This window comes from Aliiroseovarius subalbicans, assembly GCF_022678625.1.
In the GTDB taxonomy this organism is placed as follows: domain Bacteria; phylum Pseudomonadota; class Alphaproteobacteria; order Rhodobacterales; family Rhodobacteraceae; genus Aliiroseovarius_A; species Aliiroseovarius_A subalbicans.
Map to the genome: position 1 here is coordinate 291,291 of NZ_JALBYQ010000001.1, position 24,837 is coordinate 316,127.

The 24,837-nt window shown below is 62.5% G+C and carries 22 protein-coding genes; 15 read left to right on the top strand and 7 right to left on the bottom strand.

The features are described from left to right. The first annotated feature begins 55 nt into the window (after positions 1–55). The 5 genes from MN188_RS01445 to MN188_RS01465 are packed head-to-tail and all read left to right on the top strand — an operon-like array spanning position 56 to position 3,691. The gene (locus MN188_RS01445; protein ID WP_242105017.1) at positions 56–598 is read left to right on the top strand and encodes a lipocalin family protein; all 543 of its coding nucleotides are present in this window, start codon (positions 56–58) and stop codon (positions 596–598) included. A 12-nt stretch (positions 599–610) separates the two neighbouring features. Further along, positions 611–1,141, top strand: a complete 531-nt coding sequence (locus MN188_RS01450) for a lipocalin family protein (protein WP_242105018.1) — start codon at positions 611–613, stop codon at positions 1,139–1,141. Then, the gene (locus MN188_RS01455; RefSeq protein WP_242105019.1) at positions 1,138–1,473 is read left to right on the top strand and encodes a hypothetical protein; all 336 of its coding nucleotides are present in this window, start codon (positions 1,138–1,140) and stop codon (positions 1,471–1,473) included. Before MN188_RS01450 ends, MN188_RS01455 begins: the two co-directional genes overlap by 4 nt. An 11-nt stretch (positions 1,474–1,484) precedes the next feature. Next, positions 1,485–2,933 carry a carnitine 3-dehydrogenase gene (locus MN188_RS01460; RefSeq protein ID WP_242105020.1) on the top strand — a complete coding sequence of 483 codons (1,449 nt, stop codon included), beginning with the start codon at positions 1,485–1,487 and terminating at the stop codon, positions 2,931–2,933. Then, the gene (locus tag MN188_RS01465; protein WP_275116067.1) at positions 2,930–3,691 is read left to right on the top strand and encodes an SDR family oxidoreductase; all 762 of its coding nucleotides are present in this window, start codon (positions 2,930–2,932) and stop codon (positions 3,689–3,691) included. Before MN188_RS01460 ends, MN188_RS01465 begins: the two co-directional genes overlap by 4 nt. A gap of 73 nt (positions 3,692–3,764) precedes the next feature. On the opposite strand, the gene MN188_RS01470 is transcribed toward MN188_RS01465, so the two are convergent. After that, positions 3,765–4,616 carry a helix-turn-helix domain-containing protein gene (locus tag MN188_RS01470; protein ID WP_242105021.1) on the bottom strand — a complete coding sequence of 284 codons (852 nt, stop codon included), beginning with the start codon at positions 4,614–4,616 and terminating at the stop codon, positions 3,765–3,767. A 98-nt stretch (positions 4,617–4,714) separates the two neighbouring features. Between MN188_RS01470 and MN188_RS01475 the strand changes: the two genes are divergently transcribed. Genes MN188_RS01475 through MN188_RS01485 form a run of 3 tightly spaced genes read left to right on the top strand, consistent with a single transcriptional unit; the run spans position 4,715 to position 6,731 of the window. After that, the gene (locus MN188_RS01475) at positions 4,715–4,918 is read left to right on the top strand and encodes a DUF2061 domain-containing protein (protein ID WP_242105022.1); all 204 of its coding nucleotides are present in this window, start codon (positions 4,715–4,717) and stop codon (positions 4,916–4,918) included. Next, a complete protein-coding gene (locus tag MN188_RS01480; protein WP_242105023.1) occupies positions 4,911–5,813 on the top strand; it encodes a fatty acid desaturase in 903 nt (300 codons plus the stop codon). The genes MN188_RS01475 and MN188_RS01480 overlap by 8 nt, the downstream gene beginning before the upstream one ends. A gap of 18 nt (positions 5,814–5,831) precedes the next feature. Next, positions 5,832–6,731 (top strand): DMT family transporter, encoded by a 900-nt coding sequence (locus tag MN188_RS01485; RefSeq protein ID WP_242105024.1) that lies wholly within the window; start codon positions 5,832–5,834, stop codon positions 6,729–6,731. Positions 6,732–6,735: 4 nt separating this feature from the next. On the opposite strand, the gene pepN is transcribed toward MN188_RS01485, so the two are convergent. Beyond that, positions 6,736–9,291: an aminopeptidase N gene (gene pepN / locus MN188_RS01490; RefSeq protein ID WP_242105025.1), complete on the bottom strand. Its 2,556-nt coding sequence runs from the start codon at positions 9,289–9,291 to the stop codon at positions 6,736–6,738. Positions 9,292–9,481: 190 nt separating this feature from the next. Between pepN and MN188_RS01495 the strand changes: the two genes are divergently transcribed. Then, positions 9,482–10,258 carry a gamma-glutamyl-gamma-aminobutyrate hydrolase family protein gene (locus tag MN188_RS01495; RefSeq protein ID WP_242105026.1) on the top strand — a complete coding sequence of 259 codons (777 nt, stop codon included), beginning with the start codon at positions 9,482–9,484 and terminating at the stop codon, positions 10,256–10,258. Positions 10,259–10,298: 40 nt separating this feature from the next. Further along, a complete protein-coding gene (locus MN188_RS01500) occupies positions 10,299–10,985 on the top strand; it encodes a D-lyxose/D-mannose family sugar isomerase (protein ID WP_242105027.1) in 687 nt (228 codons plus the stop codon). 24 nt (positions 10,986–11,009) lie between these two features. On the opposite strand, the gene MN188_RS01505 is transcribed toward MN188_RS01500, so the two are convergent. The 4 genes from MN188_RS01505 to MN188_RS01520 all read right to left on the bottom strand — a co-directional run bounded on the left by MN188_RS01505 (position 11,010) and on the right by MN188_RS01520 (position 17,244). Beyond that, complete coding sequence (locus MN188_RS01505) at positions 11,010–13,094, bottom strand: Hint domain-containing protein (protein WP_242105028.1); 2,085 nt, start codon at positions 13,092–13,094, stop codon at positions 11,010–11,012. A gap of 213 nt (positions 13,095–13,307) precedes the next feature. Beyond that, on the bottom strand, positions 13,308–15,539 hold the full coding sequence (locus MN188_RS01510; RefSeq protein WP_242105029.1) for a xanthine dehydrogenase family protein molybdopterin-binding subunit: 2,232 nt from the start codon (positions 15,537–15,539) through the stop codon (positions 13,308–13,310). Positions 15,540–15,541: 2 nt separating this feature from the next. After that, positions 15,542–16,006, bottom strand: coding sequence for a (2Fe-2S)-binding protein (locus MN188_RS01515; RefSeq protein WP_242105030.1), 465 nt, complete (start codon positions 16,004–16,006; stop codon positions 15,542–15,544). 95 nt (positions 16,007–16,101) lie between these two features. Then, positions 16,102–17,244 carry a pyridoxal phosphate-dependent aminotransferase gene (locus MN188_RS01520; protein WP_242105031.1) on the bottom strand — a complete coding sequence of 381 codons (1,143 nt, stop codon included), beginning with the start codon at positions 17,242–17,244 and terminating at the stop codon, positions 16,102–16,104. Positions 17,245–17,296: 52 nt separating this feature from the next. Between MN188_RS01520 and MN188_RS01525 the strand changes: the two genes are divergently transcribed. Genes MN188_RS01525 through MN188_RS01535 form a run of 3 tightly spaced genes read left to right on the top strand, consistent with a single transcriptional unit; the run spans position 17,297 to position 20,704 of the window. Further along, positions 17,297–18,634 (top strand): M48 family metalloprotease, encoded by a 1,338-nt coding sequence (locus MN188_RS01525; protein ID WP_242105032.1) that lies wholly within the window; start codon positions 17,297–17,299, stop codon positions 18,632–18,634. Between the two features lie 13 nt (positions 18,635–18,647). Further along, positions 18,648–19,406, top strand: a complete 759-nt coding sequence (locus MN188_RS01530; RefSeq protein ID WP_242105033.1) for a DsbA family protein — start codon at positions 18,648–18,650, stop codon at positions 19,404–19,406. A gap of 47 nt (positions 19,407–19,453) precedes the next feature. Continuing rightward, positions 19,454–20,704, top strand: a complete 1,251-nt coding sequence (locus tag MN188_RS01535) for an N-acetylmuramoyl-L-alanine amidase (RefSeq protein ID WP_242105034.1) — start codon at positions 19,454–19,456, stop codon at positions 20,702–20,704. An 86-nt stretch (positions 20,705–20,790) separates the two neighbouring features. Here MN188_RS01535 and MN188_RS01540 read toward each other — a convergent pair whose 3' ends face one another. Next, positions 20,791–22,221 carry a Glu/Leu/Phe/Val family dehydrogenase gene (locus MN188_RS01540; protein ID WP_242105035.1) on the bottom strand — a complete coding sequence of 477 codons (1,431 nt, stop codon included), beginning with the start codon at positions 22,219–22,221 and terminating at the stop codon, positions 20,791–20,793. A gap of 315 nt (positions 22,222–22,536) precedes the next feature. Between MN188_RS01540 and MN188_RS01545 the strand changes: the two genes are divergently transcribed. Continuing rightward, complete coding sequence (locus MN188_RS01545) at positions 22,537–24,288, top strand: TadE/TadG family type IV pilus assembly protein (protein ID WP_242105036.1); 1,752 nt, start codon at positions 22,537–22,539, stop codon at positions 24,286–24,288. A gap of 1 nt (position 24,289) precedes the next feature. Continuing rightward, positions 24,290–24,826, top strand: a complete 537-nt coding sequence (locus MN188_RS01550; RefSeq protein ID WP_242105037.1) for a TadE/TadG family type IV pilus assembly protein — start codon at positions 24,290–24,292, stop codon at positions 24,824–24,826. The last annotated feature ends 11 nt before the right edge of the window (positions 24,827–24,837 follow it).

Consider the following 24,837-nt stretch of genomic DNA (forward strand, 5'->3'; position numbering starts at 1 on the left):
GAACCGGGGGGGCGGGCCGTATCCGGTCAAACCCCCTGTTTCGAAAGGAAACCCCATGTTTGCCCTTCTTCGCGCTGCTTTGATCGCCCTTCTTGTCCTGCCCGCCTCGGCACAGGCGGCCAGTTACCGGGACAAATCCGTGCCGATCACCGTGTCACCCAATCTCGACCTCACCCGATATCTGGGCAAATGGTACGAAATCGCCCGTTTTCCGAACCGGTTCGAAAAGGGCTGCGTCGGGGTGACTGCGGAATATGCGATGCGGTCCGATGGCAAGGTGAGGGTGCTGAATACCTGCCGCAAGGGCACGATGGACGGTGAGGTGCAGCAGGCCGAGGGGCAGGCGAAGGTCGTCGCCCCCGGCAAGCTGAGCGTGACTTTCGTGCCCTGGCTGCCGTTCGCCAAGGGCGACTACTGGGTGCTCTATGTCGATGACGCGCATAGTCTTGCGGTGGTGGGCGAACCCAAAGGGCGCACCGGTTGGATCCTTGCGCGCGACCCGGCGATTTCCACGACCGCCTATGACACAGCGTTGCAGGTCCTGATCCGAAATGGCTATGACACCTCGAAGCTCCTGCTGGTCGAGCAGGGGCAGTAGGGAAGGATCCGCGTGGCAAAGATCGGTCTGAAACTTCTGGCACTGGGCGCCCTCGTGGCGCTGTCCGCCTGTCTGGGCGGCGCGGGCGACAGCTTGTTTTACCGCGACACCAAGGTGGCGATCGCCTCGTCCACTCGGTACGAGGCCGACCGGTTTTCCGGTATGTGGCAGATCCGCGGAGAATTCGCCGAGGACAAGGCCGACGTGATCCGCGGCGCGGTCGAATTCCGCCCGGGGCGCGACGGCCGCATCGCGCAGATCGCCATTTTCGGTCCGCGCCGGGGCGGCTGGGGCGTGCTGGACGAATATGACGTCGACCAGCCGATGCCGGCCCGTTTCGTGGCGGGAGAGCCGCCATACGCCACCGAATACTGGGTGCTGTGGGTCGATGACGATTACCGCACCGCCGTGGTCGGCACGCCGTCGGGCAGTTTCGGCTGGATTCTGGACCGTAACCGGACAGGTGGCGAGGATCGGATCACGGCCGCGCGCCGGGTGCTGCAATTCAACGGCTATGACCTGTCGCGCCTGGTGACACAATGAAGCGTGGTGTCGCTCTTATCGCGCTTATCGCGCTTATTACCCTGACCGCCTGTCAAAGCGACCGCAATCCGGGCGACCCGCCCGCCGCCGAATTGCGCCAAAGCCGCGCGGCTTGCGAGGCGGACGGCGGTTCGTTCCAGCGCGGCGGCTTGCTGCAACAGTATTTCTGCCGCAACGCGCTGCCTGATGCGGGTCAGGCCTGCTCCACTTCGGCGGAGTGCGTCGGGTTTTGCATGGCGGACACACGCACTTGCCAGGCGGAAGGGCCGATTTTCGGCTGCTTCGCCTATATCGAAGACGACGGCGAAACCGTCGAAATTTGCATCGACTGAAGGATCTGAACATGACACGGACAGCGACAATTGTTGGCGGGGGCGTTATTGGCGGCGGCTGGGCCGCGCGGTTCCTGCTTATGGGGTGGGATGTGCGGGTGTTCGACCCGGACCCCGAGGCCGAGCGCAAGCTGGGCGAAGTGCTGGCCAATGCGCGCCGTTCGCTGCCCGGCCTGTCTGATGTGTCGATGCCCGACGAGGGGTGGCTGAGCCTGCATACCGATCTGAGCGAAGCCGTGCAGGGCGCGGATTGGATCCAGGAAAGCGTGCCGGAGCGGCTGGCGCTGAAGCTGAAGGTGTATGCCGAAATCCAGGCGGCGTGTCGCCCGGATGCGGTGATCGGCTCGTCCACCTCGGGGTTCAAGCCCAGCGAGCTGCAACAGGGCGCCGCGCGGCCCGGCCAGATCGTCGTCGCGCACCCGTTCAACCCGGTCTACCTGCTGCCGTTGATCGAACTTGTGCCGACGGCGGCGAACACGCCAGAGTTCCTGGACCACGCCAAACAGATCATCACGGGGATCGGCATGTATCCCCTGCATGTGCGCAAGGAAATCGACGCGCATATTGCCGACCGGTTCCTGGAAGCGGTCTGGCGCGAAGCACTTTGGCTGGTCAAGGACGGCATCGCCACCACCGAGGAAATCGACAACGCGATCCGCTATGGCTTTGGCATCCGCTGGGCGCAAATGGGGCTGTTTGAGACCTACCGCGTCGCCGGGGGAGAGGCCGGAATGAAGCATTTCATGGCGCAGTTCGGCCCCTGCCTGAAATGGCCCTGGACCAAGCTGATGGACGTGCCGGAGTTTACCGACGAGTTGGTGGACATGATCGCGGGCCAGTCGGACGAACAATCCGGCATGCATTCGATCCGCGAGCTGGAGCGCATTCGCGACGACAACCTGGTGGGCATGATGCGGGCGCTGAAGGCGCGCGACTGGGGCGCCGGCGCGCTGCTTAATGCGCAGGACAAGCGGATGAAAACCGGTGCGGGCGATCTGTCGAAACCCGTCGTCACGCTGCGCCGGGCGATCCCGGTGGATTGGCTGGATTACAACGGCCACATGACCGAAAGCCGCTATCTGCACGCCTTCGCGGATTCCACCGACAGGTTCATGGAGATCATCGGCTGCGATCAGGATTACATCGCCACCGGTGGGTCGTACTTCACCGCCGAAACCCATATTCGTCATATTGACGAGGCGCATCTGGGCCAGCGTATCCGGGTCGAGACCACCTGCCTTATGGGGGCGGGCAAGAAGATGCACCTGTTCCACCAGATGTTCGAAGGCGACCGCCTGCTGGCGACCGGGGAGCACTTCCTGTTACATGTCAGCCTTGAAACCCGCCGCCCGTCGCCGCCGTCACCCGCGATTGAGGCGAAACTGGTCGAAATTGCCAGCGCGCACGCGTCGCTACCGCGCCCTGATGGCGTGGGTCGCGCAATTGCGGTGAAGCCTTGAGTGCGCGGGTTCTGATCACCGCAGGCGGGTCTGGCATCGGCCACGCGATGGCGGACGCCTTCGCGGCGTCTGGCGCGCAGGTCTGGGTCACGGATGTGAACGCCGACGCTTTGGCGGATCTGCCGGACGGCTGGATCACCCGCCAGGTGGATGCCTCGGAAGAAGATGCCGTGTCTGAATTGTTTCGTGAAATCAACATAGAATGGGGCGGTCTTGATGTTCTTTGTGCCAACGCGGGCATTGCCGGGCCAACGGCTCCGGTCGAGGATATAGCCCTGTCGGACTGGCAGCGCTGTGTCAGCGTGAACCTGGAAGGCGCGTTTTTAGCGGCGAAATACGCGGCCCCGATGATGAAGGCGCAGAAGGCGGGCTCAATTGTGATCACAAGCTCGACCGCGGGGCAGCACGGCTATCCGAACCGGGCGCCCTATGCGGCGGCGAAATGGGCCAAGATCGGGCTGATGAAGACCCTGGCGATGGAGCTGGGCCCTTACGGGGTGCGCTGCAACGCGATCTGCCCTGGTGCTGTGGAAGGCCCGCGAATGGAGGGCGTGTTGGAGCGCGAGGCGGCGGTGAAGGGCATGACGCGCGACGCGGTGTATCAGGGATATGCGGCGGGCACCTCGATGCAAAGCTTCGTCGAGGCGCGCGACATTGCCAACATGGCGGTGTTTCTGGCCTCGGACGGCGCGCGGTTGGTGTCCGGCCAGGTGATCGCGGTGGATGGCCACACGGTGAACCCTGACCCGCAGGTCTGATGCGGGGGCGCCAACTCCACTTATTAATTGGGGCGCCACCGCAAACCCCCGGTTTTTTTCTGGAAATCTGACTTCAGGGCGTGAGGCTGTCCAGAAATGAGGGCAGATTGCGCGCAGGCACTTTCGCTTCGCGCACAAGTTGATCGAAATGACGCGTAAAGGCCTGCACCCGGTCGCGATCGCGAAAGGCGACGTAGTTGGCGCCCAGATACAGGACTGCAAGAAGCGGACCGAAGACGGTGATGGGCGAGGAAAACAGCTGGCGCGCATCGAAAAGGTAGAGGCGCAGTGACGGGTAGAGCTGTTCGTGCAAGTTGCGCAGGTGGATGAGTTGCGCCGCGCGGATGTCATCGGGCAGGCCCTGATAATACCCGGTTGCCGTGGTGAAACTGGTTACCTCGTGCAGGGGCAGAGCGATTTCGTAATCCGAGCGGCTGTCGCGCATGAAGGCAAGCCGATCTTCCGAGGCGCCGATCGCCTGATCGGTGGTCCGGCCAAGGTGCGGGGTGTATTCCCATTCCAGCATCGCACGGGTTTTCAGCATGTCGGGCAGGGCGGCGGGCACGTGGCGGATCTTGTAACCCGCGGCCTCCTGATGCCAGGCGAAGATCTGTTCATCGACCAGCGCGCGGCGGGCCTTGGTCAGGGTCAGTGAAGTGGCCAGCAGATCGGCCGCGCTTTCGGGGCGTTCGGACAGGCCCAGCAGCCAATCGGCAGAAACCCCCAGATGCGCCGCGCATTCCGCCACGAGCTGGGCATTGGGCAGGCGTGCGCCTTGACCCTTGAGCAATTGCGAAATGGTAGAGCGATCCACCCCAGCCGCGCGGGCCAACGCGCTTTGCGTGGTGTGTTTCGCCTCCAATGCCTGCGCGAGACGGGCGCGAAACAGCTGTGCGCGGGTGCGTTTGTCGGTTTTTTCGATCATTTGGTGATAAATATCATGAATGATGGAAAATGTTAACTACTGACAGAATGCCTATCCGTCGCGGCAACTGCTAGCAGGGTCAGGACGAAAGGGAACAGATGGAAACGGCACGACGATCCTGGCTGAAGGCAGTTTTGTGGAACCTGATCGGGTTCGTCTCGATGTGTGTTGTCGGTCTGGTGATGACTGGGTCCGTCGCGGTCGGGGGTGCGATGGCGGTGGTCAACACTGCACTGGGATTTGCTTTCTACGTTGTCTACGAACGGGTCTGGGCGCGAATTGCCTGGGGGCGACATGGCTGAACGCGGCTTGCGCGACGAAGTGCCGATTCTGGCCGTTTTGGTTCTGATCTATGGCCTTTATGCCTTTGCGACGATCTGGGTCGCGACATGGTCGGTAGGGCTGGCCATCTTGTTGGCGGGGTTTGCCGCGGCATTGCATTCCTCAGCCTGTCATGAGGTTTTACATGGCCATCCGGTGCGAGCGCCTTGGATCAACGGCGCGCTGGTGTTTCCGGCGCTGAGCCTGTGCATCCCCTACCTCCGGTTTCGCGATACGCATCTGGCGCATCACTGCGATGATCGGTTGACCGACCCTTATGACGACCCGGAAAGCAATTTTGTGGACCCGAAGCTCTGGGCGGGGTTGCCGCGGTCCGTGCGGGCGCTGCTCCGCGTGAACAACACGCTGGCAGGGCGGATGCTGCTGGGGCCGGCTATCGGGCAGGTGGCGTTCATGTGGACGGATGCGCGCGCGATTTGGCGGGGGGAGACCCGCGTGTTGGCGGGCTGGGTGCTGCACTTGCCAGCCGTTCTTGTTGTGGTCTGGTGGGCCGTGAGTGTCGGGCATATGCCCGGCTGGGGATACCTTGCGGCGGCCTACCTGGCGCTGTCGCTTTTGAAAATCCGCACCTTTCTGGAGCACCGCGCCCATGAGTGCGCCCCCGGTCGCACTGTGGTGATCGAAGATCGTGGCATTCTGGCGTTTCTGTTTCTGAACAACAACTTCCACATCGTGCATCACAGCCATCCCGGCGCACCCTGGTGGCGTTTGCGTGAATTGTATGACACCGACCGTGCGGGGTACCTGCGACTGAACCACGGTTATGTCTATCCGACTTACCGCGCCGTGTTCCGGCGCCATTTCCTGCAGGCGAAAGATCCAGTGCCGCATCCGCTCTGGCCCGATAGAGGCTGACATGGCATGACGGGGGCCATGCAAGCCTGGATCCCCATCACCATCGCGGCGGCGTTTTCGCAAAACCTGCGCTTCATGCTGCAAAAGCGGCTGAAGGATACGAAACTGTCGACCGCTGGCGCGACCTTTGCGCGGTTCGTGTTCTCAGCGCCCTTGGTGGCGCTGGGCGTGGCAACTTATTTGGGTGTGACCGGACAAAGCGTGCCGGCGTTGTCGCCGCGGTTCTTCCTGTTCGCCCTGACCGGTGGCATCGGCCAAGTGCTTGCAACGATGTGCGTCGTGGCCTTGTTTGCCGAACGCAACTTTGCCGTCGGCATCACCTTCAAGAAAACCGAAGTGATCCTGACCGCACTGATCGGTTTCCTCGTGTTGGGCGAGGGGCTGTCGGCCTCGGGCACAGTGGCTATTGCGATCGGATTCGTCGGGCTGGTGCTGCTGTCCGACCCGCCCGGCGGCGGGCAGGGGCTGGGCCGGTTTTTCAACCGGGCGGCGGCGCTGGGATTGGGCGCGGGGTTTCTGTTCGGCATCTCAGCGACAGGGTATCGCGGCGCCACGCTGGAATTGGGCGTGCTGGATGTCATCGCACGGGTCGGGCTGACGCTGGCCATCGTGACCGCGTTTCAATCCACCATCATGGTGCTGTGGATGCGCCTGCGTGAACCGGGTGAGATCGGGCGCGTGTTTGCCAATTGGCGGGTCGGCGCCCTGGTTGGCGTGACCTCGATGATCGGGTCGTTTTGCTGGTTCACCGCCTTTGCGCTTCAGAACGCTGCGCTGGTCAAGGCATTGGGGCAGGTTGAGCTTGTCTTCAGCTTCGCCGCCACGATTTTCGTGTTCAAACAGGTGGTTACACGGCGCGAATGGATTGGCACCGCGCTTCTGGTCCTGTCGATCATCGTGCTGGTTTTGTGGCTCTGAGCCCTTAATCCCCCAACATCCGGCTGACCATTTCCTGCGTGTCGCGTGAGATACCCGGGGTCTGGTGAATGCGCTCAAGCTCGGCACAGATCATGCCGCGCCGATCGGCGTCATAGCGTTTCCAGGTTTCGAATCCGGTCGTCATGCGCGCAGTTATCTGCGGATTTACCGGATCCAGCTTGATCAGCCAATCGGCCAAGAGGCGATAACCCGCGCCCGACACCGTATGGAAGCCCGCCGGGTTCATCATCAGCGCGCCGAAAAGTGAGCGGAAGCGGTTCGGGTTTTTCCAGTGGAAGTCCTTGTGAGTGCTGAGCTTTTCGACCAGCTCCGCGGCTTTTTCCGGGGCGGCGTGGGCGACTTGCATCGAGAACCATTTGTCGATTACCAGATCGTCGCCTTCAAATTCATGATAGAACCGCGCCAGCGCCGCGTCGCCGTTTTCGGCGTCCAGAAGGCAGCCAAGCGCGCCCAGTTTCAAGGTCATGTTGTCGGCCGCGTCATACTGCGCCTGTGCCGCAACACCACCATCCAGCCGCGTGGTCAGGGCCAGAAGCGCGAGCCCCAAAGCGCGTTTGCCGGCCTGTTCGGCGCCGGGATCGAACGGCGCGGTCACCTGCATGTCGGCCGACAGGCGCGGCAGCAGGTCCTGCAGATGCTCAGCCGTAGCCTGGGCCAGGGTTTCGGACGCGCGATAGATCGCCTGCGGGTCGGGTGTGACGCCCGCGTCCGCCAGGGTTTGCGCGATGTCGTCCTGGCCGGGTTGGCGCAAGGCAAGGGCGCGGAAGGCCGGGTCCAGGCTGTCGTCGCGCAGCATCGTGGCCAGCGCGTCCAGATAGGCCGCATCAGGGGTCTGGCCGTGGGTGACCATGCCGACCAGCACGTCCTTGGCCAGGGCGCGCCCGGCCTCCCATTTGTTGAACGGGTCGGTGTCGTGGGCCAGGAGGAAAGCGCGTTCCTGGGCGTCGGTCTTGCGCTGCACGATCACGGGCGCCGAGAAGTGGCGCAGGATCGACGGGACGGGCTTGGACGAGAGCCCCTCGAAGGTGAAGCTCTGCGCGGCCTCTGTCATCTCCAGCACCGTGGTTGGAACCACCTCATCGCCGTTTGCCCCCAGCAGGCCGACCGCGATCGGAATGACCCGCGGGTCTTTCACATCCTGACCGGGTGTGGATGGCGTTTCCTGTTTGAAGTGAAGCGTATAGGCGCCGTCCTTGAAAGTGTCCGTGACACTCAGACGCGGGGTGCCAGCCTGGGAATACCAGCGTTTGAACTGGGTCAGATCGCGCCCTGTTGTGTCCTCGAACACCCGCACCCAATCCTGGATCGTGGCCGCCTCGCCATCATGGCGGTCGAAGAAGAGCGCCACGGCTTTGTCATACATCTCGTCGCCCACAAGCGTCTTGAGCATGCCGATGATCTCGGCGCCCTTTTCATAGATCGTGGCGGTGTAGAAATTGTTGATCTCGACGAAGTGCTCGGGCTGGACCGGGTGGGCCAACGGGCCGTTGTCTTCGCGGAACTGACGTCCGCGCAGGGCCATCACGTCGTTGATCCGGCAGACCGCTTTCGAGCGCATGTCGCCTGAAAACTGCTGGTCGCGGAACACGGTCAGGCCTTCTTTCAGCGACAGTTGGAACCAGTCGCGGCAGGTGATGCGGTTGCCGGTCCAGTTGTGGAAATACTCATGCGCAATGATCGCCTCGATCCGTTCGAAATTGGCGTCGGTCGAGGTTTCCGGGCTGGCCAGCACGGCGGAGGTGTTGAAGATGTTTAACCCCTTGTTTTCCATCGCCCCCATGTTGAAATCGGACACGGCGACGATCTGGAAGATGTCGAGGTCGTATTCGCGGCCGTAGACCTGTTCGTCCCAGCGCATCGAGGCCTTCAGCGCCTCCATGCCGAAGGCGGTCTTGGCCTCGTCCGGGCCGGGACGGGTCCAGAGGCGCAGGTCAACGACTTTGCCCGACATTGTGGTGAACGTGTCGTGACGCGCGACCAGGTTGCCCGCAACCAGCGCGAACAAATAGGCGGGCTTGGGCCAGGGGTCGGTCCAGACGGCGAAGCCTTCGTCGATGTCGGTGGGGTTGCCGTTGGACAAGAGCACGTCCTCGTCACCCTCGATGCGCACCGTGAAAGGCGCCATCACGTCGGGGCGGTCGGGGTAGAAGGTGATCTTGCGAAAGCCCTCGGCCTCGCATTGGGTGCAATACATGCCGTTCGACATGTAAAGCCCTTCAAGCGCGGTGTTGGTCGAAGGTGAGATTTCCACCTCGGCCTCCCAGGTGAAGGCGCTGTCGGGCACGTCTGCGGTGAGACCACCGTCGACCAGACTGGGGGTGATCGCCTGCCCGTCGATTTTCGCGCTGATCAGGGTCAGGTCTTCGCCGTGCAGGAAAAAATCGCGCGCCGGGGTTGCCGGGTTCGGTGTGAAGCGGATGCGGGCGGTGACGCGGGTGGCGGTGGGGTGCAGTTTGAAGCTCAGATCGACCTGTTCGATCAGCCAGGTCGGCGGGGTGTAATCGGCAAGGTAGATCGGCTGCGGCGTCGGCTCGGTCATGCTGGGCTCCTGTTGGTGTTGGCGCGACGTTACAGGCGGGGGCGGGGGGCTTCAAGCGGGGCCGGGTCGGCACACGGTCCACCCACCCACCCCCGTGCGCCGACCCGGCCAATCGAGGGCCGGTGCGGCGGGTGTTTGAACCCTGCCGGCATTCTGCTAGAGAGGGGCAACTGCGCGAAAGGCCCCTTTCATGACCCGTCCGATCATCGGCATCATCGGCAATTCCTATCTGCTCAATGACCAATATCCGACCCATGCGGGCGGCACGATGAATTCGGCCGCGATTTCGGACGTGGCGGGCTGCATGCCGATGATTGTGCCGTCCGATCCGCGCTATGTCACGGTCGAGGAATTGTTGCAGACCTGCGACGGGTTCCTGTTGACCGGCGGGCGCCCCAATGTGCACCCCGAAGAATACGGTGAACCGCCCACCGCGGCGCATGGCGATTTCGACCGCTGCCGTGATGCGATCACGTTGCCCCTGGTGCGCGCCTGTGTCGAGCGTGGGCAACCGTTCTTCGGCATCTGTCGTGGCTTTCAAGAGGTCAACGTGGCGATGGGCGGCACGCTCTACCCGGAAATCCGCGACCTGCCCGGGCGCGACAACCACCGCATGCCGCCCGACGGCACGCTGGAAGAGAAATTTGCCATCCGCCACGCGGTGCATTTCGACGACGGCGGGCGTTTTCACGCCCTGTTGGGCGCGACCGAGGTGATGACAAACACGCTGCACGGGCAGGGGATCAAGACCCCGGGTGCGCGCGTGGTGATAGAAGGCCACGCCGATGACGGCACGCCTGAGGCGATCTGGATCAAGGACGCGCCGGGCTTTACCCTTTCGGTGCAGTGGCACCCGGAATGGAACGCGGCGACCGACCCGGTGTCGCGCCCGCTGTTCCAGGCGTTTGGCGATGCCGCGCGGGCCTGGGCGGCTGGCAAGAGCAAACAGGTTCTGAGAAGCGCTTGACGAATACCAACCCGAGGCATGGGGACAGAAAGGTAAGGCCGTGAAACGTTCGCGTATCAATCACATCATGGCTGAGGCGGACGAGATGATCCGCGCCTTCGGTTTTGTCCTGCCGCCTTTTGCCTATTGGACGCCAGATCAGTTCCTGGCCAGGGCCGACCAGGCGCGCGGGGTGATCGACGGGCGTATGGGTTGGGACATCACCGACTATGGCCAGGGCGATTTCGACGCGTTGGGTCTGTTCCTGTTCACCCTGCGCAATGGCCGGCTTTCAGACCTGAAGGCGGGCGGGGGCATGTGCTATGCCGAAAAGCTGTTGATCTCGCGTCGCGACCAGATCAGCCCGATGCATCGCCATGTGCTGAAGGCCGAGGACATCATTAACCGCGGCGGCGCCACGCTGGCGATCGAGCTGTTCGGCTCGGACGACCAAGGCGGGTTTGGTGGTGCCGCGGGGGGCATGGTGCGCTGTGACGGGGTGGAGCGGCACTTTGCACCGGGCGAAGTGCTGCACCTGGCCCCGGGCGAAAGCGTGACCCTGATGCCGGGGGACTGGCACGCCTTCTGGGGCGAAGGTGGTGACGTGTTGATTGGTGAGGTGTCGACGGTGAACGACGACGAGACCGACAACATCTTTCGTGACCCGATCGGCCGCTTTGCCGAGATCGACGAAGACGAAGCACCCAAGCACCTTCTCGTGTCGGACTACCGTGGCTGGTTGGGCTGAGGCGGCCCCCGGGCGTTTGGCGGCTCACGCCGCGATCTTCAGCACCCGCGCCTCGAAACCACGCAGAACCGGGCGGGCGGTATCGCCATAAGCACCCATGTCCGAACGCAGTTGTGGGAATACCCGGAACAATTCGTCCCGCGCCGCGCCGTCCACCGCTTTCAGGCCTTGGTGGCCGGGATGGAAGCTTTCCGATGCCGCACCGTTGGCGAACACCACCTCATGCCTGTCGAACAGCATGTGGTAATAGGTGACCTTGTCCTGCGCCGTCTGGGTGATCGTCGTGCCGTTTAGAAGGTGCTTGGCCGGGACCATAACTTCAGGGCTGTCGAACATCAAAACCGCGTCCGAACCTTGATAGACCATGCGGTGCTGCGGCGACACAAGAAGCGCATCTGTGTTGCCGAACGCGCCGGGCGCAAAGCGGACCGGCGCCAGATTACCCACACCCGGCACGCGGCTTTTTCCGATCCAGCGGATCGGCTGCGGGCCATGGTCGCGGGTCACAACCAGATCGCCCGCCCGCAGATCCTGAACCCGACGGTCGCCGTGCGGCGTCAGGATGCCGGTGCCGTGGGTAAAGCAGATGATGACGTTTTCAATGTTGGTGAAGGTCACCACGGTGCCATCCGACAGGGTCGCGGTGCCGTTCTCCGGGTTCCCGCCGTCAAACACCACGTCAGACCAATCGTCGACCAGGTGGTTGAAGGTCAGCGTGTCGGTGTCGCCATTGTCACCGTCTTCGCCGCCATCAATGGTGATGGTGCCGCCCGATCCGTCCAGCGCGTCGACCACGTTCAGGTCAATGGAGTCCGAGCCGAAACCGCCTTGGACCGTGTCGCCTGCGCCGACGTTCAGCGTGTCATCGCCGTCGCCGCCAAACAGGGCATCCTCGCCGATGCCGCCGGTAAGGGTGTCGTTGCCCGCTTCGCCATAGATCGTGTCATTGCCAACGCCGCCATCGATCACGTCGTTGCCACCGCTTTCGGCATCAACAAGCGTGTCGAAATGCAGGTCCGTGACCCAAAGGGCCTGACCCGCAGTATTCCCATTGGAGTAGATGATTTCGATCGAGGCAACCGGTCCGCTGATGACGATTTCGGCCGACCCATCCTGTTCATCCGGATTGTCTGCACCGGTGCCGGACGTGATGGTGTTCCCGGACACCGTATCCGTCCCATTCACAGTGATCGACACCGGAACAGGGTTTCCGTCGGCGTCATAGCCGTTGACCGTAATTATGTCCTGCCAGCTTGAGGTGTCGATGTCGTTGATGCGGAAACTGACATTTTCGACCTCGTCGGAAATGCCGTCGATGGTGGATGAAAAATCGATCGACGTGGTCGACGTCGGGCCAAGGCCTGTGCCGCCAAGAAACAAGCTTGAAGTGGTGTTGTAGGGGTCGCCCGCCCCGACAAAGTTGGTGCTGACACTATCGACCGAAATATCAGTCGAATTTCCGTCGTTGGTAAAGCTCACCGTTGCATTCATTTGGCCGGTGCTTTGGATGAATCCGGCAGATAGGTCTGCCCCATCGGAACCTGCGGCGTCCCAGTTCAAGCTTTCGGCGGTGGCTGCCGGGGCAGAGGGGCCAAGGTCACCATAGATCGTGTCGTCGCCGGTCCCACCGTCGATTGTATCGTTACCGCTGCCGCCATAAACGGTGTCGTTTTCTGCGCCGGCATCAATCGTGTCGTCGCCGCCGTAGCCATAGATCTCGTCTTCGTTACCAGCCGTCCCGGTGCCATCGCCACCGTCGACAACTTCGCCGTCTTCGTCGGTAAAGGTCGCGTCGATCACATCGGCCAAGTCCGAACCGGTCAGCTGGCCATCATACGAGGAATAACTGGGTGCCGAGACGACAGACGCCGAGGAGATCGTGTCCACCGCGCCGAAATCAGATTCGAAATAAACGTTCCCATCCGTTGCAAGGTAATAGGTGCCCGGCTCGGTCTCGTTCGTGTAAGTGGTCCCGCCGAAGGTCCCCGACCAAATCCATTGACCGGTGCCCAGAACGGTGTCCGTGGTGAAGGTGACCAGCGGACCGCCAATGCTGTCCCCGGTGTCCAGAGACCCATTCCCCAGTGTTACCAAATAGCCTTGTGGCATACTTAACCCTCATATTCACCCGCACGCGCTCGATGCATGCGTTCCCGTAGATGTCGGTTGAAAATGGGGCGGGAATACGGGAGAGATTCAGGCATTATTGAGGTTTCGCCCGCGGATTGAGGCCGCGGGCGTCACATTTGCTCCTGGTGGAGGTGAAATCTCTCAAAGATTTCGGGTCGTGATCTTTGCAAGGAAACGACGTTCGCAGTGCTGTCAGGTCAGGAAATCGAACTGATCTCCAAGCGGCAAGCGCCGCGCCCGTTCTCCGGTCAGGTCGAACAACGCGTTGGCCAGCGCAGGGGCGGCGGGCGGGGTGCCCGGTTCCCCGACACCTCCAATTTTCAGTGCGTTTTCAAGGATTTCAACGTGGAATTTGGGTGTGTTCAGCATGCGCATCGCGTCATAATCCGGGAAATTCATCTGCTCGGCCATGCCGTCCGAGAACGTCACCTGACCATGCACCGCCGCCGAAAGCCCAAAGACGGCGCCACCGGTCAACTGTGCCTCGGCATTGGCCGGGTCCAGAGCGACGCCCAGATCGGCGGCAATCCACATGTCCGAGATGCGGATCAGACCGTCCTCCTCGCGCAGTTCAATCACCTGCGCGCAGGGGGTGCCGAAGGAATAGGTGAACGCCACGCCGCGCCCGACACCTTCGGGCGTCTTGCCGGTCCAGCCGCACATGTCGCGTACGGTTTCCAGAACCTTGGCCGAACCCGCGTGTTCCGGGCGGATCAGCTCCACCCGAAACGCCATCGGGTCGGCGCCCGCCGCATGGGCAAGCTCATCAATGAAGCTTTCGTGGAAGAACGCGTTTTGCGAGTTGCCGACAGACCGCCAGAACCCAACCGGGATCGACACATCCGCCGAATGTCCGGTAATGCGCATATTTTCAATGGCATAGGGCTGATCATGGGCGCCTTCGGTCAGGGTCTGGTCCGCGGGGGCCATGTTCATGCCGGTCATCTGCTGCATCATCTGCGCCATGATGGATGGGGACGCTATGCGGCCCTCCAGCGCCACCGGCTTGCCATCTGCAAGCTTTGCCTGCATCCGAGCAATGGCGGCCGGGCGGAACACGTCGTGGGTCATGTCCTCTTCACGGGTCCAGGTGGTTTGCACCACGCGACCCGGCATTTCTTTCGCCACTCGCGCGGCCAGCACGGCGAAATCGGTGGCCGAGCGGCGACCAAATCCGCCGCCCATCAGCGTCGTGTGTACGGTCACCGCGTTGCCCTTCAGCCCGACCGCCTTGGCGCAATCGGATTGCACCATGACAGGCGCCTGGTTGGGCGACCAGATTTCCAGCGCGTCACCGGTGAACCGCGCGGTCGAGTTCATCGGCTCCATCGTCGCATGTGCCAGATACGGCACGCGGTATTCGGCCTCGATCACGTCGCCGCTCAGCGCCGCCATGTCGCCCTGATCACGCAGGGACACATTCGGGTCGGTGTCGAACGCCTCGGCGATCTTGTCGAAAATCTCTTCGTTTTCAGACGGGTAGGGGGCGTCGCCCCAGGTCACGTCGATCGCGTTCACCGCCTGCATGGCCAGCCAGGTGTTGCTGGCAATCACCGCAACCCCGTCACCCAGATCGACGATTTTCTCGACACCGGGCATCTTTTCGGCCGCGCTGGCGTCAAAGCTGTTCATGCCCCCGCCAAAGCGTGGGGTCATGCGGACCGAGGCAAACAGCATGTCCTTTTCGCGCACATCCATGCCGAAGGTGGCGGTGCCGGTGGCCTTGCCGGGCTGGTCCAGGCGGGGCTGCGATTTGCCCAGAATGCGCCACTCGGCGCGCGGTTTCAGACGCGGCGATTTCGGCGGGGCAATCTCGGCGGCGGCCTCGGCCAGGTCGGCATAGGGGATGCGGGTTCCATCAGGCGCGATCACCGCGCCGTTGTCGGTCTTCAACCGGTCCAGCCCGGTGTTCAGCCGGTCGGCGGCGGCCATCAACAGGGTCTGGCGCGCAGCAGCCCCTGCGTTGCGCATCTTGTCAAACGCATCCACAATGGTGGTGGACCCACCGGTGACCTGCAGCGACAGGATCTTGGGGAAGGCTTCGCTCATCACTGCCCCCAGGCCCGAGGGCTGTTCATGTGATGCAGAATAGTGCCGGTCGGCCATCAGCGCGCCGTTGTAGTATGCCTGCGCGGGCGGGCCGTGGTGGGTGGCGACATCTGCCAGATCCACGTCCAGCTCCTCGGCCACCAAAGCGGCCAGCGTGGTGTGCACGCCCTGACCCATCTCGGCGCGCGGGGTGATGATGGTGATGCCAGACTGGTCAATGATCAGCCAGGGGTTCAGCGCCACGGCGTCACCGCCGGGTTTCAGCGGGTTTTGCGGCGTACGCATCACCTGGTAGGTGCCGAAGGCCACGCCGCCGGCGACAGCGACCGATCCCACGATGAACGCGCGGCGGGTGAAGGTTCTCAGACGGCCCATGATCACCCCTCCTGCATCTGTTTGGCGGCCGCGTGGATCGCGGCGCGGATGCGCGGATAGGCGCCGCAGCGGCACAGGTTGCCCGACATGGCGTCATCGATCTCGGCGTCATTCGGGGCCGGGTTTTCGGCCAGCAAAGCGGCGGCGTTCATGATCTGCCCGGACTGGCAGTAGCCACATTGCGCCACTTGATGGTCGACCCATGTCTGTTGCAGCACTGACATCGTGTCCGGTGTGCCCAGCCCTTCGATCGTCAGGACCGCGCCATCCACGTCCTCCAATGCAACCTGGCAGGAGCGTTCGGCCACCCCGTCGATCTGCACCGTGCAGGCACCGCAGGCGGCCACGCCGCAACCGAATTTCGTGCCGGTCAGCCCCAGCGCGTCGCGCAGCACCCACAAGAGCGGCACGTCGCCCGGCAAGTCGACCGCCTGGTCGGTGCCGTTGACGTTGATGGTGAAGGACATGCGCGTCTCCTGCTGTGAGGTTTTCTCTTCGCTCTATATACGGTCGCCACGGCGGTTGGATCAAACACCATTGCAGGTCTCCGTCGCGTCACCCTTCAGCCGCGACCTTCCATGAAGCGGGTCAAGCGAGCCAGACCTTCGCGAATATCCTCGGTCGCGCGGGCATAGGAAAAGCGCAGCGTCTGATGGCCGCGCACCGGATCGAAGTCCAACCCCGGCGTGACCGCAACCCCTGCCTTTTCAAGGATTTCTGCGGCAAAAGCGCGGCTGTCGTCGGTGTGGGCGCTCACATCCGCATAGATGTAGAAGGCCCCATCAGGCGGCGCAAACCGGTCGAACCCGGCGCGCGGCAACCCGTCGATCATCAACTGGCGGTTCTCGGCATAGACGGCCAGGTTCGCGTTCAATTCATCGTGACAGTCCATCGCGGCCAGGGCGGTGACCTGGCTGGCATGGGGCGCGCAGATGAACATGTTCTGGGCGATGCGTTCGATCACGCGCACGTGGTCTTCGGGGACCACCATCCAACCCGCGCGCCAGCCCGTCATGCTGAAATACTTCGAGAACGAGTTGACGACATAGACGTCGTCGGAGACCTCCAGCGCCGACACCGCGCGGCCTTCGTATTGCAACCCGTGATAGATCTCGTCCGAGATGAAGCTGGCGCCCATGTCCTGCGTGGCACCGATCAGCGCCGACAGGTGGTCGTGATCCAGCATCGTGCCCGACGGGTTGGCGGGGGATGCGGTGATCAGCCCGGCCAGCCCCGGCGGCAAGTCGGCAGGCACCGGTTGCAGGCGGTTTTCGGCCGATGTGGCGATGCCGACCGGCTCCAGATCCAGTGCGCGCAGGATCTGGCGATAGGACGGATATCCCGGTTCGCCCAGCCCCACCTTGTCACCGGCGTCAAACAGCGCGGTAAAGGCCAGGATGAAAGCACCAGAACTGCCCGGCGTGACCACCACGCGGGCCGGATCCAAGTCAAGATTATACCAATCTTTATATAGGCTTGCGATACGTTCGCGCAGCTCGGGAATGCCAAGCGCGACGGTGTATCCCAGTGCATCACTTTCCATCGTCGCGCTCAATGCGGCGCGCGCGCCGGCGGGTGCCGGGGTGCCGGGCTGGCCCACTTCCATGTGGATGATGTGGCGCCCGGCGGCTTCGGCGGCGCGGGCGGCTTCCATCACGTCCATCACAATGAAGGGATCGACGCTGGATCGGCTTGAGTTTCGCATGGCTTCCTCACTAGTGTCGGTCCACGGGTCGCACCACGGGAAGGCGGAGTCAATGGCAGGCAAATGGATCGCAGCAGGGTTGGCGATGGTGGTCGCGATAACGCTGGCCGTGGCCGCCGAGGCCCGCGCCACGATCATCCGAGACCCCGACATTGAACACGCATTGAGCGAACTTGCGCGACCCTTGATCAACGCGGCAGGGCTCAGCCCCAGCCGGGTCCAGATTCTGGTGATCCGGGATGACAAGCTGAACGCCTTCGTCGCAGACCAGGACCACGTGTTCATCAACTCGGGCCTGATCCTGCGCCTGAAGTCCCCGGCTGAACTGCAATCGGTGATCGCCCATGAACTGGCGCATATCGCCAACGGGCACCTGTCGCGGCGCGCGGCGAATTACCAGGCGGCGCAGAACGCGGCCAAGATGGGCCTTTTGCTGGCGGCGGTGGCGGCGTCGGCGGGCGGGGGGAAAGCCGCGGTGGGGCTTGCCGTCGGCACGGCCTCTTCGGCGCAGCGCTTGTTTCTGGCCCACACCCGCGCTGAGGAGGCCAGCGCGGACCAAAGCGCCCTGCGGTATCTGGCGGCCAACCGGATTGACCCACAGGCGATGGTCGATGTGCTGGAGGTGTTTCGTGGGCAAGAGGCGCTGTCGGTCGGGCGCCGGGATCCCTATGCGCTGACCCATCCGCTGAACCGCGACCGCATTCGTGCGGTCAAGGGATACGCGGCGGCGGGCAAAGCGCGTGCGCAGGAAAGGCCCGATGACGCCTATTGGTTTGCTCGCGCCCAGGGCAAGCTGGAGGCTTTCATCCGCGCGCCCAAAGTCACGTTGCGCAAGGTCGGGCGCAAGGTGGGGCAGGGCAGCGAACTGGAGCGGATCCGCCGCGCCGTGGCACTGCACCGATTGCCGAAACCGGATCAGGCGATTGCGGAAATCGGGGCTTTGGTCGCGGCCAAGCCCAACGATCCCTACTTGGCTGAACTGCAGGGGCAGATCCTGCTGGAAAGCCGACAGTTCAACGCGGCGGTGACAGCCTATGGTCGCGCCGCCCGGCTGGCGCCGCGCAATGCGCTGGTGCTTGGCGGCTATGGTCGCGCACTTCTGGCGGTGAACTCTGCCGACAGCAACGCCCGCGCTCTGGGCGTGTTGCGCAAGGCCTATGGGCGCGATCCCTATTCGCCGATCATGCTGCGCGATCTGGGCCTGGCCTATGCCCGTGCTGGGCAGCCGGGTATGGCCTCGGTGGTGACGGCCGAGCGTTATGCGCTGATCGGTCGCTTGAAAGATGCGGTGCCTCATGCCAAACGGGCACAGGGGTTGTTGCCACGCGGAAGCGGCGGCTGGACCCGCGCCGAGGATATTTTATATGCCGCGCAGGTGGCAGCCAAATGACGGAGAACCAGACATGAAACGCTTTGGGCTTGCCCTGACTGTTGCCGCGGGCCTTCTGGCCGCGCCGCTTGCCGCCTCGGATCTGACCGGGTTGACCGATGACGAACGCGCCGCGTTCCGCAACGAAGTGCGTGCCTACCTGCTGGAAAACCCCGAGGTGCTGATGGAAGCCATCGAGGTTCTGGAGCGCCGCAATGCCGCCGAACAGGTGGCCAATGACGGCGCGCTGGTGGCCCACAATGCCGAAGAGCTGTTCAACGATGGCTTTTCCCATGTCACCGGCAACCCTGACGGCGACATCACGATGGTGGAGTTCGTGGACTATCGCTGTGGCTATTGCCGCAAGGCGTTTCCCGAGCTCAAGGAGTTGATCAAGACTGACGGCAATATCCGCGTGATCTATAAGGAATTTCCGATCTTGGGCGAGGAATCGACCCTGACGTCGCGCTTTGCCATCTCGGCTCAGCTGCTGGCAGGGCAGGAGGCTTATGGTCAGATTCATGACGCGATGATGGTGATGCGCGGCAATGCGACGCCGGAAACACTTGTCACGCTGGCAGGGTCGCTGGGGCTGGACGGCGCCGCGATCCTGGATGGTATGAGCAACCCGCGGGTGGATGAGATCATCGGCCAGAACCACCTTTTGGCCCAACGTATGCAGATCTCTGGCACACCGACCTTCGTGATGGAAGACCAGCTTCTGCGTGGCTACGTGCCGCTGGATGGCATGCAGCAGATCGTTGCAGAGTTGCGCGCGGCGAAAGACGGCTGACGCCTTTGGGTGCGCATGGTAGGCTGCGTTCAAAAGGGGGCCAACCCGTGCACAGGCTGATCCGGTATTTCACCATATGGACCGTTGCGGTTCTGCTCTCTGCACTGGTTTCGGCGCAGGGACAGGCTGTGGGTCAAACACAGGAGCTCAGCGCTCTGGCGCGGCTGGTGGGCGAGGGTGTGACACTGGACGACACGCGCCGGGGCATGACGCTGGATCTGGGGCTGAGCCAGCCGGTGCCGTGGCGGGTCTTTACCTTGGACGCCCCCCCCCGGCTGGTGCTGGATTTCTCTGAACTCGACTGGACCGGTCTTGACCCGGCCGGACTGCTTGCGGGCAGCGACCGGGTCGAGTCTCTGAATCATGGGCTTTACCGCCCTGGCTGGACCCGCCTGGTGCTGGAACTGGCCGAACCTCTGGCGGTGGAACAAGCCGGGATGCGTGCGGATGCGACCGGGGCCCATGTCAAAATCGTGCTGGGAAAGACCGATGCCGAGGCATTCGCACTGGCAGCCGGCGCGCCCGCCAGCGCGCTGTTTGCTGGCGAATTGGGCGCGGAAACCTTCGAGGCGAAGGCGCGTCAGACCGGTGACCAACCACTGGTCGTCGTGCTGGACCCGGGCCACGGAGGGATCGATCCGGGGGCCGAGCGCGATGAGGTGATTGAAGCCGAATTGATGCTACAATTTGCCCGCGAGTTGAAAGAGACCTTGCTGCGCACCGAGGGTTTCGAGGTCGTGCTGACGCGTGACGACGACCGGTTTGTGCCGTTGGAAACCCGCGTGAGCATTGCGCGCCAAGCCGGGGCCGACGTTTTCCTGTCATTGCATGCCGATGCGCTGGCCCAGGGCCGCGCGACCGGGGCGAGCGTCTATACGCTCAGTGCCGAGGCGTCGGACCTGGCGTCGCAGAAACTGGCCGAGCGCCATGACCGGGCCGACCTTTTGGCTGGGGTGGACCTGAGCCAGCATGATGATGCGGTGGCGCTGGTCCTGATGGACATGGCGCGCGTGGAAACAGCGCCACGCTCGGCCCGACTGGCCGATGCGCTGGTTGAGGGGATCCATTCCGCCACCGGTTCAACCCACAAGACGCCACGCCTTGAGGCAGGGTTTTCCGTGTTGAAAGCGCCTGATATTCCGTCAGTTCTGATCGAGCTGGGCTTCCTGTCGTCCGAACAAGACCGCAAGAACCTGGTGTCGCAGACTTGGCGCACTCGGGCCGCCGAGGGGATCCGGGACGCGCTACTTTACTGGGCGATCGAGGACGCGGCCGAGGCTGTGCGCCTGCGTCAGTAAAGTTCCGCGGTCACGTCAGGCCGGCCGCACGACGCTCTCCCCGTCAAACTCTTCGCAAGAATTTGCCTGTCCCGTGGATGTGCGCCTTACAATCCCTTGGCGCGGTAGCTTGCAGCCACGCGGTCGATGGCGACGATATAGGCCGCCATGCGCAGGTCGGTGACGTCGTCGCGGCCGTGCCAGACCTCGCGCATCGCCTGATAGGCTATGCGCATCGTGTCATCCAGCCCCGAGCGCACCAATTCCAGCTCATCCGCGCCACGCAGGTACTTGTTTTTGAAATCGGGCGACAGCGACCAGGCCTTGCCCATGTCATCGGACAGCCGTTCAAGTTCGTCCACCACAAGCTGGTGGCGGCTTTCCTCCTGCCGCCGCTGCATCCGGCCAAAGCGGATATGCGACAGGTTCTTGACCCATTCAAAGTAGGACACAGTTACACCGCCGGCATTGGCATACATGTCGGGGATGATTACCGTGCCTTTGTCACGCAAGACGTCATCGGCGCCGGCGGTTACCGGCCCGTTCGCGGCCTCGATGATCAGGGGCGCCTTGATCCGGTCGGCATTGGTCAGGTTGATGACCCCTTCCAGCGCGGCCGGGATCAGGATGTCACATTCGTTTTCCAGCACCAAAGCCCCGTCGTCTACATGCGCCGCGTCGGCATAGCCGGTCACGCCGCCGTGTTTGGCGATCCAGCGGTGCACTGCTTCGACGTCCAGCCCCGCCTCATCCACCAAAGCGCCATCGCGTTCGATGATGCCGGTCACCCGTGCACCGTCTTCCGAGGTAAGGAACTTGGCGGCGTGAAATCCCACGTTTCCAAGGCCTTGCACGATCACACGCTTGCCGTCGAGCTTGCCCGACAAGCCCGCCTTCGCCACATCCTCGGGGTGGCGGAAGAACTCGCGCAGGGCGTATTGCACGCCGCGCCCGGTCGCCTCGACCCGCCCCGCGATGCCGCCCGCATGGGGCGGTTTGCCGGTGACGCAGGCGCGCGCGTTGATATCGGTCGTGTTCATGCGCGCATATTGGTCCGCGATCCAGGCCATTTCCCGTTCGCCGGTGCCCATATCGGGCGCGGGCACGTTTTGCGACGGGTGGATCAGGTCGCGCTTGGCCAGCTCATAGGCGAAGCGGCGGGTGATCAGCTCCAGCTCGTGTTCTTCATACTGACGTGGGTCGATGCACAGCCCGCCCTTGGAACCGCCGAACGGGGTTTCGACCAAGGCGCATTTGTAGGTCATCAGCGCCGCCAGCGCCTCAACCTCATCCTGGTTCACGCCGATTGCATAACGAATGCCGCCCTTGACCGGTTCCATGTGTTCGGAATGGACCGAGCGGTAGCCGGTGAAAGTCTGGATTTCGCCGCGCAAGCGCACGCCGAAACGCACGGTATATGTCGCGTTGCAGACCCGGATCTTCTGTTCCAGCCCCGGCGGCAGGTCCATCAGACCGACGGCCCGGTTGAACATCAGGTCAACGGATTCGCGAAAGCTTGGTTCTTGCTGTGTGGTCATTGGACCCTCCGACGCGTGAGAACGACTCACATGAACTGCGACATTTTTACGCAGAGCCTAGGCGGGATTGGTTAACAAGACACCCTGAAATCACCGGACTTCCTGCAAAAATGGAATGAATGCGACCTTGGTTTTTGTTTCCTAGAACGCGACAAACCGCGGTGCTGCCACAAGATTACCACCTAAACCGCCACGAATAGCCCTTATTCTTCAGGCTCTTGCCCTAATTTTGCCACACGTTCAGGGGATAAAAGCAAGGCTATGGGTGTGGCAAGAATTTGGGTGTCTGCGGGGTATCGCAGGGAAAGGTCAGCGATGACACGGCTTGGGAAGTTGGAAAACGGCAAACGCGATCATGAGGCTGCGACCGGCAAACGGCGTGGTCCCCTGACCCTGTTCAAGCGCAACGAGGACGGCTCCTTCGTCATCCTCAGCTTGTTCGTGTTCGTCCTGATGCTGATGATCGGCGGCTTGGGTGTGGACCTGATGCGCTATGAGGCGCAGCGCGCGCGTTTGCAGGCCACGCTGGACCGGGCCGTTCTGGCCGCAGCGTCGATGTCGCAGCCGCTGCCGCCCAAAGAAGTCGTCATCGACTATTTCAACAAGGCAGGGCTGGGTCATCTGATTTCTGAAGACGATATCAGCGTCACCAATTTCATGACCTATCGCCGGGTCGAGGTTGACATGAAGATGGTCGTCCCGACCACTTTCATGCGCTTGATGAGCATCAATGACCTGACGGCCCCTGCCGCCGGGGCCGCCGAAGAAAGCGCGACCCAGACCGAGGTATCTCTGGTCGTCGATGTTTCGGGCTCGATGGGCAACGCGTCCGCGTCGGGCAACTCCAAGATCTATGAGCTGCGCAAAGCGGCCAAGCAATTCGTGAACCTGCTGCTGTGCGATCCGGCCGATCCGGACAAGGTCACCGGGTGCGTGGTTGAGCCGGGCAAAGTGTCGATCAGCCTGATCCCGTATTCCGAGCAGGTGGTGGCGGGACCAAAACTGTTGAAAGTGCTACCGGTGACGGAAGAGCATAAAAGCTCGTATTGCGTGGATTTCACCCCGACCGACTATACCGTGCGCAATTTCAACCTGTCCGATCCAGGTTTCATCTTGCAACGTGCTGGCCATTTCGATGGCTGGAGTGGTCGCAATAACAATCCCTCGAACTTCACCTGCCGCATTAACAACAGCTGGCGTGAGATCCTGACCTTCGGGCATTCGCATACCCAGTTGAATGCACAGATTTCACAGTTGAGCTCCGGTGGTTGGACGTCGGTGGACACCGGCATGAAATGGGCCGCGGCGCTGATTGATCCGTCGTTCCGCCCGATCCTGGACGAAATGCAAACCCGCAACTGGGTGCACGATGATTTCGCAGGCCGCCCGTTTGATTACAGCGAACCGGGCACCAAAAAAGTGATCGTGCTGATGACCGATGGCGCAAACACCTACCAGAACTATCTCAGGGACGGATACCGTGAAGGGGCGTCTGAGATCTGGAATGTGGAGTTCCGCGACTTCCGGTACCGCCGCAAGAAGTACTACTCGATCTACAGCGCGTCGCGGAACCAGTATTACTGGCCGCACAAGGGCAATTGGTACGGCCACGCCTATGGCGCGCTGGACGCGGACGGCAACAAGTACCAGGAACGCATCTGCTATGACGGGTCGTGCTGGTGGCAGGACGAGGCCCTGAACCACAAGAGTAGGTACGTTCCTGCGGACGCGAGCAAACAGGTCACTGCGGTGAACTGGGATTTCCCGACGCTTTGGACCAAGCACACGACCGAATGGTACAAGCAATGGTCCTGGTTGGGTGACCCTGATGGTCGCTATAATGGTGGCAATAAGGATGACCATCTTGAGGACATCTGTGACGCGGTGAAAGCCACAGGCAAGGTCACGATCTTCGCCGTGGGCTTCGAGGTCGGCGAACATGAGGACGCAGTCATGTCCAATTGTGCCACCTCGGTGAACCACTATTTCGCCGCGGACGGGTCAGACCTGGCCGAAGCCTTCGCTGCCATTGCCCGCGACATCTCCAAACTGCGGTTGGTGAACTGATATGAAACGCAACGGCCTTTTAACACGCTTCGCGCACCGGTTCCGACGCGACGATGGCAATGCAACGATTGAATTCGTGATCCTGTTTCCGGCAATTCTGATGTTGTTTCTGTCGGCGTTCGAGGTCGGAATCTTCCTGACCCGATCGGTGTTGCTGGACCGGGCGCTGGATCTGAACGTGCGTGCTCTGCGTCTGGGCCATCTGAACCCGGCAACGCATGATGAGCTAAAGCGCCGGGTCTGCGAGGATTCCCTGATCTTCCAGGATTGTCCGAATGCCGTGTCGCTGGAACTTCGGCCGATTTCGAACAGCAGTTGGGATCTGCCGATGGGGAGAATCCCGTGCGTCGACCGCAACGAAGACATCCAGCCGGCGGTCGAGTTCAATACAGGCGGCGACAACGAGATCATGCTGGTGCGTGCCTGCGCCGTCCTGGACCCGTTCTTTGGCACCACGCCGTTCGTGATCAACTTGCCGCGCGATGAAAGCGGCGGGATGGCCATAGCGTCAATGTCCACTTTCGTGAACGAACCGTAACGGGAAGGAGC

Bases quoted from the DNA above. Each gene is read 5' to 3' on its own strand.
- MN188_RS01445 (WP_242105017.1), top strand. From the start codon at position 56: ATGTTTGCCCTTCTTCGCGCTGCTTTGATCGCCCTTCTTGTCCTGCCC.
- MN188_RS01455 (WP_242105019.1), top strand. From the start codon at position 1,138: ATGAAGCGTGGTGTCGCTCTTATCGCGCTTATCGCGCTTATTACCCTG.
- MN188_RS01460 (WP_242105020.1), top strand. From the start codon at position 1,485: ATGACACGGACAGCGACAATTGTTGGCGGGGGCGTTATTGGCGGCGGC.
- MN188_RS01470 (WP_242105021.1), bottom strand. From the start codon at position 4,616: ATGATCGAAAAAACCGACAAACGCACCCGCGCACAGCTGTTTCGCGCC.
- MN188_RS01475 (WP_242105022.1), top strand. From the start codon at position 4,715: ATGGAAACGGCACGACGATCCTGGCTGAAGGCAGTTTTGTGGAACCTG.
- MN188_RS01480 (WP_242105023.1), top strand. From the start codon at position 4,911: ATGGCTGAACGCGGCTTGCGCGACGAAGTGCCGATTCTGGCCGTTTTG.
- MN188_RS01485 (WP_242105024.1), top strand. From the start codon at position 5,832: ATGCAAGCCTGGATCCCCATCACCATCGCGGCGGCGTTTTCGCAAAAC.
- pepN (WP_242105025.1), bottom strand. From the start codon at position 9,291: ATGACCGAGCCGACGCCGCAGCCGATCTACCTTGCCGATTACACCCCG.
- MN188_RS01495 (WP_242105026.1), top strand. From the start codon at position 9,482: ATGACCCGTCCGATCATCGGCATCATCGGCAATTCCTATCTGCTCAAT.
- MN188_RS01505 (WP_242105028.1), bottom strand. From the start codon at position 13,094: ATGCCACAAGGCTATTTGGTAACACTGGGGAATGGGTCTCTGGACACC.
- MN188_RS01510 (WP_242105029.1), bottom strand. From the start codon at position 15,539: ATGGGCCGTCTGAGAACCTTCACCCGCCGCGCGTTCATCGTGGGATCG.
- MN188_RS01515 (WP_242105030.1), bottom strand. From the start codon at position 16,006: ATGTCCTTCACCATCAACGTCAACGGCACCGACCAGGCGGTCGACTTG.
- MN188_RS01520 (WP_242105031.1), bottom strand. From the start codon at position 17,244: ATGCGAAACTCAAGCCGATCCAGCGTCGATCCCTTCATTGTGATGGAC.
- MN188_RS01525 (WP_242105032.1), top strand. From the start codon at position 17,297: ATGGCAGGCAAATGGATCGCAGCAGGGTTGGCGATGGTGGTCGCGATA.
- MN188_RS01530 (WP_242105033.1), top strand. From the start codon at position 18,648: ATGAAACGCTTTGGGCTTGCCCTGACTGTTGCCGCGGGCCTTCTGGCC.
- MN188_RS01540 (WP_242105035.1), bottom strand. From the start codon at position 22,221: ATGACCACACAGCAAGAACCAAGCTTTCGCGAATCCGTTGACCTGATG.
- MN188_RS01545 (WP_242105036.1), top strand. From the start codon at position 22,537: ATGACACGGCTTGGGAAGTTGGAAAACGGCAAACGCGATCATGAGGCT.
- MN188_RS01550 (WP_242105037.1), top strand. From the start codon at position 24,290: ATGAAACGCAACGGCCTTTTAACACGCTTCGCGCACCGGTTCCGACGC.